The sequence below is a fragment of the Candidatus Limnocylindrus sp. genome, assembly GCF_040397235.1.
In the GTDB taxonomy this organism is placed as follows: Bacteria; Chloroflexota; Limnocylindria; order Limnocylindrales; family Limnocylindraceae; genus Limnocylindrus.
The window spans coordinates 64,421-75,328 of sequence record NZ_JBBAWH010000006.1; the positions used below are offsets into that span (position 1 = coordinate 64,421).

At 63.9% G+C, this 10,908-nt stretch carries 9 protein-coding genes; 7 read left to right on the forward strand and 2 right to left on the reverse strand.

What is annotated here, in order from left to right:
- Nucleotides 1-5: 5 nt before the first annotated feature.
- Nucleotides 6-653: an HAD family hydrolase gene (locus AC3LB0_RS05715; protein ID WP_488650199.1), complete on the reverse strand. Its 648-nt coding sequence runs from the start codon at nt 651-653 to the stop codon at nt 6-8.
- Between the two features lie 33 nt (nt 654-686).
- Here AC3LB0_RS05715 and AC3LB0_RS05720 point away from each other — a divergent pair, with 33 nt between their 5' ends.
- The 7 genes from AC3LB0_RS05720 to AC3LB0_RS05750 are packed head-to-tail and all read left to right on the forward strand — an operon-like array spanning nt 687 to nt 10,095.
- Nucleotides 687-1,301: an outer membrane protein assembly factor BamB family protein gene (locus AC3LB0_RS05720; protein WP_488650200.1), complete on the forward strand. Its 615-nt coding sequence runs from the start codon at nt 687-689 to the stop codon at nt 1,299-1,301.
- Nucleotides 1,298-2,239, forward strand: a complete 942-nt coding sequence (locus AC3LB0_RS05725) for a hypothetical protein (RefSeq protein WP_488650201.1) — start codon at nt 1,298-1,300, stop codon at nt 2,237-2,239. Before AC3LB0_RS05720 ends, AC3LB0_RS05725 begins: the two co-directional genes overlap by 4 nt.
- Nucleotides 2,240-2,256: 17 nt before the next feature.
- Nucleotides 2,257-3,537, forward strand: a complete 1,281-nt coding sequence (locus AC3LB0_RS05730) for a cysteine desulfurase-like protein (protein ID WP_488650202.1) — start codon at nt 2,257-2,259, stop codon at nt 3,535-3,537.
- The gene (locus AC3LB0_RS05735) at nt 3,537-4,262 is read left to right on the forward strand and encodes a gamma-glutamyl-gamma-aminobutyrate hydrolase family protein (protein ID WP_488650203.1); all 726 of its coding nucleotides are present in this window, start codon (nt 3,537-3,539) and stop codon (nt 4,260-4,262) included. Before AC3LB0_RS05730 ends, AC3LB0_RS05735 begins: the two co-directional genes overlap by 1 nt.
- Nucleotides 4,263-4,309: 47 nt before the next feature.
- Nucleotides 4,310-5,332: a helix-turn-helix transcriptional regulator gene (locus AC3LB0_RS05740; RefSeq protein ID WP_488650204.1), complete on the forward strand. Its 1,023-nt coding sequence runs from the start codon at nt 4,310-4,312 to the stop codon at nt 5,330-5,332.
- A gap of 2 nt (nt 5,333-5,334) precedes the next feature.
- Nucleotides 5,335-6,735 carry an HD domain-containing protein gene (locus tag AC3LB0_RS05745; RefSeq protein WP_488650205.1) on the forward strand — a complete coding sequence of 467 codons (1,401 nt, stop codon included), beginning with the start codon at nt 5,335-5,337 and terminating at the stop codon, nt 6,733-6,735.
- A 57-nt stretch (nt 6,736-6,792) separates the two neighbouring features.
- Nucleotides 6,793-10,095, forward strand: a complete 3,303-nt coding sequence (locus tag AC3LB0_RS05750) for a S8 family serine peptidase (protein ID WP_488650206.1) — start codon at nt 6,793-6,795, stop codon at nt 10,093-10,095.
- Between the two features lie 85 nt (nt 10,096-10,180).
- Here the strand turns inward: AC3LB0_RS05750 and AC3LB0_RS05755 are convergent.
- The coding region (locus tag AC3LB0_RS05755) for a hypothetical protein (RefSeq protein ID WP_488650207.1) at nt 10,181-10,908 on the reverse strand (728 nt) is incomplete at its 5' end.

Sequence of the window (10,908 nt, forward strand, 5' to 3'; positions counted from 1 at the left end):
TCAGTCTAGCGCTTTGCTCCGTCGAGAAGCGTGGCAACCCAGTCGGCAACGGAGGGGGCGTGCTCGTGCGCATCAGCCGTATAGAAGTCGTCGGGGTGGAAGAAGGGCGAGTGGATGCCGACCGCATGCGCCCCTGCAGCGCGCGCCATGCGCACGTCGTCGAGGGTGTCGCCGAGGTAGGCCGTCTCGGCTGGCGTGGATGCGTGACCGAGTGCGGCAAGCCCGCGGCGGAGCGGTGCTGGGTCGGGCTTCTGCTCGACTGAGTCATCGCCATACACAGCCGAGCCGATCAGGTCGGCGACGCCGGTGCGGCGCAGCTGCCCGGCAACAACCTTGCGGTCGCCAGCGGTAACGATGCCGAGGGGGATCCCTGCAGCGACGAGTCGCTCCAGCGCCGGGTAGGCGCCAGGGAGGAGTTCTGCACTGTGCCCCTTATAGGCACCGTGCCAGACGTCGGCTGCGCCTTCAACAAGGTGCTCGGGGACGCCGAGGGCGGCGTACATGCGGCGCCAGTTCGGTGAGAAGGCGGCCCCATACCGCTCGCGGGTGAGGGGTGGGAGGCCGAAGGACTTCATCACGGCAACGTTGGCCTCATAGACGTGCTCGGTCGTATCAATAAGGGTCCCATCCCAGTCGAACAACACAGCCTTCATTCCCTAAGCGTACGTCGCGCCTAGAATCGCTGGGTGAACGAACGTACGAGCGCCCCCATCCCAACCGGAGCCGGCGAGCCGAAGAGTCGCATCAGCGACTTCCCGGGCGGCCTGCACGTTCGCGCCACCTGGGGGAGCAGCGGCCAGGCTGCCGCGGTCTTCGCCCTCTCGGAAGTCGGCGCCACCCTCGTGGACCATGGCGCACTCGGCGCCGGCGCCGAGGGTGACCCTGATCGACTCTGCCGCATGGAGCTTCGCGTTGAGACGCCGGGCGGCGCTTGGGCGGTACGACTCGCCACCGTCATCTACGACGAGCCGCGCGCAATCCATTGGGACGACGCCCAACTCTTTGTGGTCGGGTACGGCTTCACCGTCTACGCCTTCGGCGCACGCACCGGCGCGCTCGTTTGGAGTCATCAAACTGGGACACCGGTAGTGGAGTTGATCGCCTCACCGAGATTCGGTCATGTGATCGTTCAGAGCGAGGTTGAGACCTGGGCGATTCGCGGTGACGGTGAGGTGCGCTGGCGACTGGCGCACAGCGATGTTGTTGGTGCCGCCGAACTGATCGGCGGTCGACTGGTCGTCACCAGCATCAATGGTGACGTGCAGGCGATCGACCCCGACAGCGGCAAGCAAGGTTCATGAACCCCATCGCGCTGATCGGCGCCGCGCTAATCGTTGTCGGACTGCTGCTCACGCGACGTGCCGATGTGCGCACGCGCGCAGGGCAACTACTCGCCGGCCTCTCCCCCGTCTCCCCGACCGAGGCGCTCCGCCTTGCCGCGTTACGTGGCGATTCGGCACCGTATCTAGCCATCAAGGGGAGCATCGACGCGCCAGAGATCTTTGAGGACGAGAACCATCGGCCACTCGTCTTCCGTCGTGAGCGCGTCTCCATTGCCGACGAGGGGAGTTGGCGTGTGATTGATGTCGCCGTGCGCAGCCTCCCATTTGTCATTAGTGATGCAAGCAGCACCATCAGCGTCGCGGCCGCAGATCTTGCCGACGGGCTGGTAGTAGTTGAGCGACGTTGGAAGGGGAGCGTCGCCGAGCTCCATGCCACGGGTCGCGAGTATCAGAGCCCCGAGACGGCGGCGCTGGTTGCCGCGATTGCGGCGAGTGACCCGAAGCGCGGCGCGCGCGTTGGCCTGGAGCAGATCAGCAACTTGGATCGCGCCACCGCAGCCGGCCAACTCGTTGACGGAGAGCTGCGCGCCGGTGTTGGTCGACCGCTCGTCGTGACCACGCTCGAGCGAGCCGAGGCGCTGCGACTCCTTGGCGGCGAGGGGCGCGGGCGGCTCGCCAGCAGCACGGCGGCGCTCGCCCTCCTGGCACTCGGCCTCCTGCTGCTCCTAGGTGGCATCGCGCTCACGCTTGCCTCGCCCGCACTCGTTACCGACGCGGCGAGCCCCTCCCCAGTACCCGCACCGACGCCAACGCCAGAGTCTGGCGATGCGCGCAACGGCGGGGTTGGCGTTGGCCCCGGCGGACTACTCGGCCTCGCCCTGATGTTCGCCCTCCCCCTCCTCTTCGCCGCCATGGTCGTGCTGATCACGCGACTCGCGACTCGCCAACGCCGCTAACCCAGTACGATCGCGCCATGACCACCAAGCCGTACGACGTCAACGCGATTCGCGCACGATTCCCATCGCTCGCGAACGCCCTCCCCGACGGTCGGCCGATCAGCTTCCTCGATGGCCCGGCGGGGACACAGGTGCCGCAGTCGGTGATTGATGCGTATCGCGACTTCTTCTTGCACTCCAACGCTAACTCCGGCGGCGTCTTCATCACCTCACAACGGCAGCAACTCGTTGAAGATGCGGCGCACCGTGCAGCCGAAGATCTGCTGAATGCGCCGAAGGAGACGGTGAAGTTCGGCGCGAACATGTCGACGCTCAACTTCCAGCTCTCCCGATCGCTGGCGAAGAGCCTGAAGCCCGGCGATGAGGTGATCGTTTCGCAGCTCGATCACGATGCGAACTACAGCCCGTGGCTCTGGCTCGCCGAAGACTTCGGTCTCACCCTGAAGGTCATTCCGATCCGTACCAGCGATGCCACCCTCGACATTGAGGCGTACGCAGCGCTGCGCTCACCACGCACCAAGATCGTTGCGGTCGGCATGTCGTCCAACGCCGTCGGCACCATCAACCCGTCTAAGGAGATCGTGCGTCTCGCCCATGAGGTTGGTGCGCTCACGGTGCTCGACGCGGTCTGCTCCGCGCCGCACTACCCAATTGATGTGCAGGCGCTCGACACCGACTTCCTGCTCTGCTCCCCGTATAAGTTCTACGGGCCGCATGCAGGGCTCCTCTACGGGAAGTTGCCGCTCCTCGAGCGCTTCGGTCGATATAAGGTGCGCCCCGCCCACGATCTCTGGGAGACGGGGACCCCAAGCTTTGAAGGCATGGCGGGAACAACGGCATCGATCGACCACCTCGCCTGGATCGGCCGCGAGTTTGGGCACACGGGCGCACCAACACCACTGACCGGCCGCCGAGCCGAGATTCGTGCGGGCCTGCAGGCGATCACCCTCTACGAGCGCGAACTGATCGTGCACCTGCTCGACCGACTCGCCGAGATCCCCGGGGTCAAGGTCTACGGGATCACCGACCGCGATCAGCTTGACCACCGCACCTCGATCGTCTCGTTCACGATGGAGTGGGCCACCCCAACCGAAGCGGCAACGCACCTTGGCGCAGACGGAATTCAGGTGTGGGATGGCGACTTCTACGCCGTGAATCCAGTTGCGGCACTCGGCCTTACCGAGCGCGGTGGCCTGCTTCGCGTTGGCCTCATGTCGTACAACACCGCCGAAGAGGTCGACCACCTCATTAGTTCGCTCAAGGAACTCGCAAAGGCGAGCGGAGTGCAGATCGGCTGATGAGCGCGCCGCTCATCCTCATCACCGTTGCGGATCATGACGAGCCTGGTGACGCTGCACCAATCCACCTGATCAACGCACGCTACGCCGACGGCGTGCGACGCGCTGGCGGCATTCCGATTCTGATGAGCGCCAACGCCAACGAAGAGCAGCGCGCAACCGCATTTGCCACGATGGATGGCTTACTCCTTTCGGGTGGTGCTGATATCGACCCCGCCCGTTACAACGAACCCGTCGATGGCGCCATCGGCATTGAGCCGGCGCGCGATGCACTGGAGTGGACGGCGCTCGACGCCGCCGATCGTCGCGGCATTCCCGTGTTTGGCATCTGCCGTGGACTGCAGTTCTTGAATGTGCATCGCGGCGGTTCGCTGCTGCAGCATGTGGAGGGGCAGGTCGGCGCGGCGTATCCGGCAACACCAGCGCTCTCGCATCCGCTCGACGTGCAGGGTGGCACCAAGCTGGCGCAGATCCTCGGCGATCGCACCACACCACTCGCGGTGAACAGCTACCACCATCAGGCGGTGAGCCCAGAGCGACTCGCGCCCACGTTGCGCGCTTCAGCCTTTACCGACTCGCCGCGCGGCACCCTTGTTGAGGGGCTCGAGGAGCCGGGCGAACGATTCGTGCTCGGCGTGCAGTGCCATCCCGAGCGCACCGAGAGCAGCCCCGTCGACCTGGAGCGTGTCTGGGCCGCATTCGTTGCGGCGGCACGGGGGCGTTAAACCTGAGGGGTACTCCCAACTGGGGGTGGAGTGGCACAATCTGAGCCATGAGCAATCACTCACCTGAGGGCGACGCCGACTTCCAGAAGAGCGACCGCAGCGCCCGACTCCTGCGCACCCTGCGCTACGTGGAGGCCGCCGGCGAGGCAGGGATCCGACCGGAAGATCTCGCTAAGAAGCTCGGCGTCAGTCGCCGTACCGCCTATCGCGACCTGCAAGCGCTCGAAGCGAGTGTTGGTGTGCCGGTGTGGAACAACCTCGGCCGCTGGGGCGTCTCGCAAGAGGGGCTACTGCCAGAGCTGCGCTTTAGTAAGGACGAAGCCATCTCCGTTGTTCTTGCCGCGCGACTCCTTGCAAAGTTCTCTACCGGATACGACCCCGAACTTGGCGCCGCGCTGATGAAGCTCGGCAGCCTGCTTGAGAATCCGCTGCGCAGCGCGGTGGAGCGCACCGTGACGCAACTCAGTCAACTCACGACTGATAGCGATGCGCGTGATCGACTACGCCAACTCACCACCGCCTGGGTCACAGGCCGTGTCGTTGAGTTTGACTACGCACCAGCCTGGAGCAATCCGGGGAGTAGCCGCCGCGCCCGTGTTCATCCGTATCTGATGGAGCCGTCGGCGGCCACACACACCACCTACCTTATTGGCCACGATGAGACGCGCAACGCGCTGCGCACCTTCCGCGTGGACCGCATCAGCAACGTGCGCGTGACCACCGCAACGTTTGAGTTACCGAAAGAGGTGGAGCTTGAACGCACCCTCGCCTCTGCGTGGGACATTGTTGCCGACCAGCCACTTGAAGAGATCGTGATCCGCTTCACGAAAGAGTCGGCGCCGCGCGCGAAAGAGACGCGCTGGCATCCGTCGCAAACGATTGAAGAGCAGGCCGATGGATCGCTGATCTGGCGCGCGCGAATCTCGGGGCTGCTGGAGATTCGCGCCTGGGTGCTGACCTGGGGAGATGGAGCCGAAGTGCTGCGACCAGAGACACTTCGCGATGACATGGCGCGCACGCACAGTGCCGCCGCTGCGCGATACGGCACCGCAGCGAAGCCGAACGCGTAGCCATGGACGCGGAGCAGTTCAAGGCGGTCAACCTGATCAGCGACCCGATCCACGGCTATATCGAGCTCACAAAGCGCCTCACCCCTGAGGGTGCAGCCGCCACCGGCTACGCCACCGAGGAGGCGGCCGAAGAGGATCTGCTCGACAGCCCGTGGCTACAGCGTCTGCGCCGCATCAGCCAGCTGCAGAGTGCACGCTGGGTCTTCCCCACCGCCGAGCACAGCCGCTTCTCGCATGGCCTCGGCGTCATGCACGAGGCCGGCCTCTGGGCGCGGCACCTCTACTCGTCACTTGCGACACGACTCACGAACGACGGCGAAACTCCACCAAGCGAAGGACTCGTCGTTGAGACGCTGCGCGTCGCTGGTCTTCTGCACGACGTTGGCCACGGGCCCTTCGCGCACTTCTTCGATCACGCCGTTCTTGAAGCCTTCCCTGCTCCAGCTGATCCGCGCCGACCGAAGGGGAAGCGCCTCGCGCATGAAGATCTCTCCGCGCTGATCATTGAGCGCGAACTTGCGCCGATCATCACCAAGCTACGTCGTGCGCCCGGCGACTCGGCCGCGCGCGACGCGTTCGCCGCCACAGAGTCGATTGATCCACGCTGGGTCAGCTTCCTGATCTCGAAGCCACCGCTTGAAGATGCAACAGTCCCCGCCTGGGTGCGCATCATGCAGCCGCTCCTCTCGGGCGTCTTCACCGTTGACAACCTCGACTACGTGCGACGCGATTCCTACATGACCGGCGTGCGCACTGCGGCGGTCGACGTGGAGCGACTTCGTCACTACAGCTTCATTGGCGCGCGCGGCCTCACGCTGTACGAGCCAGCGGTTGGCGCACTCGAGTCATTCCTCGGTGCGCGACAGTTCCTCTATCAGCAGGTCTACCTGCATCGCACCGTGCGCGGCATCGACCTCGACATGAAGGAGGCGTTCGCGCCAGGGATTCGCGCCATCTTTGGCGACACCTCGCCGGCCGACGACCTAGCCGCCTATTTGGAGCTCGACGAGTACACCCTGTTGCACCAGGCCGCCCGCTGGTCGCGCGGGCAAGACCTCTCGCCGAACCCGCAGCCGAAGGACGGCACCGTCACCCCCGCCGTGGCGGACGCCTGGCGCGCCGTGCTCTTCCGCAGCCCCCGCTGGCAGATGGAGGACGAGCTCCGCGCCGACTACTTTGAGGAGCCGCTCCCGCACGATCTCGCTGACCGGCTCGGTACCCCGATCCCTGGGGAGGTCGAGATCGACGTCGCCTACTGCGACCCCCGGCACGTGGAGGGTGATGCCGCCGACCGCCTGCTGGCGGTCGAAGGGCCCAACGGCCGAGAGGGGCGCCCCATCTCAAGCCTATTACTGAAACTACCTCTGTTTTCAGTGGTCGCTAGGCGCTACCGTCGCAGGTAAGGGACCGCCCAACCCTCATTAGAGGGCTGCCTCTCCCCCAAAAGGGAGGTGCCCGCCATGAGCCGCCAGTCACACACGGCAACCCCACGAGGAACCCGCCGCACGATCATTTTGATCGCGATGCTGGCAGCAGCCCTGCTCGCGCCAAGCGCGGCAGCTACAACGAGAAAGATGAATCCATTTGCAGGGCGCAGCCCAATCGAGAGCAAGGTGCTCCTCCGCGGCGCCGACAAGAACGGCACCCTCCACCTGGTCGTTACCCTTCGCACCCCAGGCATCGGCGCACCACGCTCCGCTGGTGGTGCTGCGCAACCGTTTGCGTTGCAGGGCGCCCAGATTCGCGAGCGCATCAGCGCCCGCGCAGCAGTCACCGCTCTTGGCGGCACGGTGAATGCTGAATACCGCTACCTCTTCAACGGACTGCGCGTTCACATTCCTGCCTCGCAGCTCGAAGCGCTTCGAGCCAACCCACACGTTGCCGACGTTCAGCTCGTGACCCGCTACAAGCGAATGACCGTCACCGGCGGCGCAGTAAGTGGCCGTGGTGGCGCAACGCCATCCAATGGTGGCGCAGCCACCGAAGTTCAGGCGAAGAACGTCTGGGCGCAGACCGCAACATCAAAGGCCGGCACCGGCTACGGCGTGAAGGTTGCCGTGATTGACACGGGTATTGACTACACCCATGACGACTTTGTCCGCAACGGCAATGTCACCTTCCCAACCGCGAAGGTCCGCGCGGGCTACGACCTTGTCGGTGATGACTACGCGCCTGGCGAGGGTGGCCTCGCTGAGTTGCCACAGCCAGATAGCGATCCAATGGATTGCTCGATCGACGATGGTGGCGGCCACGGCACGCACGTCGCAGGCACCATTGCCGGCTACGGCATCAAGTCCAACGGCGATACCTACGGCATTGCTTCTACAGAGCGATACACGAGCACCCTCGACACTTCGACGTTCATACTTGCTCCAGGAATGGCTCCGCTTGCATCGCTGATTGCAATTCGCGTCTTCGGTTGCGATGGATCAACAGAGCTCACCGCAGACGGCATTGAGAAGGCGGTCGCCCTTGGGGCGAAGGTGATCAATCTCTCCCTTGGCTCGCCGTACGGCATCAAGGGTGGCGCTGAACAGGCTGCGATCAACGCCGCTGAGAAGGCGGGCGTGACCGTGGTCATCGCCGCAGGAAACGACGGCGATCAGCCGTTCCTCGTTGCCTCACCTTCTACGGAAGATGGCGCGATCTCGGTTGCCGCGCTCGATGACCGAGCGTCGTACCCAGGGGCCAAGCTCACGTTGGGCTCCGCGGTTCTTGGCGGGGCTAGCCCCGTCGCATTCTCAAACACCAATGTGTTTGATCTCACCACCTCAGTTTCAGGTTCCATTAACAGCCTGTTCACCATCGCGGATCCAGCCGCGTATTCACTCGGGTGCCCCGCTACGGGAGATGACGGCGCTACCTACACCCCTGACTGGGCATCGGGTGATTTCACGGGCAAGATCGTTATCTTGCGCCGCGGCACCTGCACCTTCAAGGAGAAGGTGAACGCCATGATTACAGCGGGCGCCTCGGGGGTCATCATCTTGCAGCGACTGGATGTGACCGACGGGTCATACCCTCCATTCCAGGGCGTAGATACGCCAACGGCATTGATTCCAGTACTCATGCTCGACGCGACCGGCGAGACTGCGCTCGTCGCAGCCCTCACCAACGTCGCAACTCCGCTAGAGGGTACGGCAGTCACCATCTCCGCGCTCGCAGCAGGCATCGCGAATCCGAACTATCACACCGTCGCAGACTTCTCATCGGGTGGACCGCGCTGGGGCGACCTTGCGCTGAAGCCTGAGCTTGCGGCCCCTGGCGTCGACATCGTGTCGGCCGCTTCGGGAAGCACCGATGGCGTTGCCTGGTTCAGCGGCACCTCGATGGCAACCCCCGTGGTTGCTGGCGTGGCGGCGCTGGTTAAGCAGGCCAATCCAACATGGACCCCTGCACTGATCAAGTCGGCGCTTATCAATACTGCGAAGTCGGTTGGCAGCAACGTCTTGCTCCGCTCCGTCGGTGCCGGTCGCGTTAATGCCCTCAACGCCGTCAAGGCGAAGGTCACGATCGATGCGGGGCCGAACGCCACGATGAGCTTCGGCATGGTCTACGGCGACGCGGCCGCGACCCTCACGAAGAGCCAGAAGTTCATCGTCAAGAACAACGGCACCACCACCGCGAGCTATAAGTTCGCTGCTGCGGCTGCCGCCGGGTTCACGATCCCGAGCGGCGTCACGGTGAAGATCTACAACGGATCGTCGCTGGTGGGGAGTACAACAATCATTAGCTTGGGCGCGGGGGCGTCAAAAACCTTCACGGTCAAGCTGGTTGCCACCGCAGCGGCGCAAGAGAACTTTGGCGTAGCCAACTCGTTCAACGTGATGATTACGGGCACATCGAGCGGTAAGCCGTCGCTGCGGCTGCCAGTGTTCGCCATGTTCCAACAGGTCGAGAAGTTCGCCTTTGCGGCTTCGGTCGGATCAAGCCGCTACGATCTCACCTACTCCCTGACGACCGGAACGTCTCAAAGCCGGGAAATCTATACATATGTCTGGTTGGCCCGCGACGCTCGCGAGCGCATCGGCAATGGAGCCGACATCAAGAACATTGGTGTAAACGCAGTAGATATTCCTGATGGCTCTGCCGGAGCAGGCACAGGCTGGTGGGAAACCGCCGCGGCGGGAAAGTTTGAGATGGTAATCACCAGCTGGGATCTAATGTCGAATCCTGCACTGAACGAGTGGGATATTGAACTCGACACGAACGATGACGGTGTCGGCGATCAGGTCATCGTGCTCGCCGATACGGGCTTGGTGAACACCGGCTACGCCGATGGAACCCTTGGTTGTTTCTACGTCGATACCCTCAATTGGCTTACCGGGGGGGCGGGCCAGATTTACGACTTTGTGGATTACGGGGAGTGTGAAACGTATGTAAATCCTGTTACATCAGTGGTTTCGTTCTCAATTAATACAGGTTGGCTCTGGGGTGACAACGAAGGCCCGAATTTCAGAGTGACGAGCTACAACGGCGGCGGCTGGGATTCAGACTCGTCAGGGAACGATTGGCTCTACGTCGATCTTGATCAGGTCGCAAAGGGGTCAAGTGGCCAGGCCGTTACAGATATCACCATCTCCTCTGGTGCATCGTCCGGTGGAGCGACAGAGTGGCTCCCTTCGTTCTCGGTGGCGAGCGGAGCGGGAACAGGGGTGGGCAAGGATGGAACGACGCTGAGCCTCGGCTGGTTCTTCTGGAATGAGTTCAACGCGGGAGCAAGCTCAGAGATCTACGAGGTCCTGATCCCGCCCGCTGAGTAACACGCAGTCGCCCTCGCGCGGCGCAACGGGACGTCACCTCGAAAGGGGTGGCGTCCCGTTTTTTATGCGGGGTGAGTGGAATGGCTTAGCGGTTCTCCCGTAGCCAGCCCAACACGAGCGACATCGAGCGACAGTCGGCGGCGTTGTACTCGGTGCCGGAACGGAAGTAGTCGTAGTCGGCGAGGCGCTTCCCTTCGGCAGCAGCGCGGGCATCGGCGGTGTATGCCGCGGCCATGGCGCCCATGCCGTCAGCGGGACCATCGCCCCATGAGACATCGATGAGCCCCTCGGCGCGCATCGCCTTGGCGATGTCTTTGAGGCCGAAGCCGTAGGCGCCGCGCACGCTGACCGGCACCTTGTAGACGAGCTCGTCGAAGGCATCGAACCAGCCGATCTCGTCGGGGAGCGACCAGGTGGGGTGACGACCGGCGGCGGAGTCGGCGGCGGTGAAGAGGAGGTTTCGCTCAGCGGGTGACCAGTGCACGATGCGTGTCGCATCCCAGGTGAGGTTGAGCGACGTGCGCCAGGCGCCCATGAAGGCGACCCACGCATCGAGTACCGCGCGCTCTGATTCGGCGTTCAGCCGATCGCCGCTCCACTGCCCGAAGGCGGGGAACCACGATGCGTCTTCAGCGCGTGGCGTGAAGAGGCGCTCCCCCACGTTGGCACCAGCCGCGGTGGCGGCAGCGATCTCGGCGGTGGTTGGCTCGCGTCCATCAATAGACACGAGGCAGCCGATCTGGAAGATGCACGTGGCACCGCCAACGCTCGGCAGCTTGGTGAAGTCGTCGTTCAGGTTCCCCGAGTTCTCGA

Bases quoted from the DNA above. Each gene is read 5' to 3' on its own strand.
- AC3LB0_RS05715 (WP_488650199.1), bottom strand. From the start codon at position 653: ATGAAGGCTGTGTTGTTCGACTGGGATGGGACCCTTATTGATACGACC.
- AC3LB0_RS05745 (WP_488650205.1), top strand. From the start codon at position 5,335: ATGGACGCGGAGCAGTTCAAGGCGGTCAACCTGATCAGCGACCCGATC.
- AC3LB0_RS05730 (WP_488650202.1), top strand. From the start codon at position 2,257: ATGACCACCAAGCCGTACGACGTCAACGCGATTCGCGCACGATTCCCA.
- AC3LB0_RS05735 (WP_488650203.1), top strand. From the start codon at position 3,537: ATGAGCGCGCCGCTCATCCTCATCACCGTTGCGGATCATGACGAGCCT.
- AC3LB0_RS05725 (WP_488650201.1), top strand. From the start codon at position 1,298: ATGAACCCCATCGCGCTGATCGGCGCCGCGCTAATCGTTGTCGGACTG.
- AC3LB0_RS05740 (WP_488650204.1), top strand. From the start codon at position 4,310: ATGAGCAATCACTCACCTGAGGGCGACGCCGACTTCCAGAAGAGCGAC.
- AC3LB0_RS05750 (WP_488650206.1), top strand. From the start codon at position 6,793: ATGAGCCGCCAGTCACACACGGCAACCCCACGAGGAACCCGCCGCACG.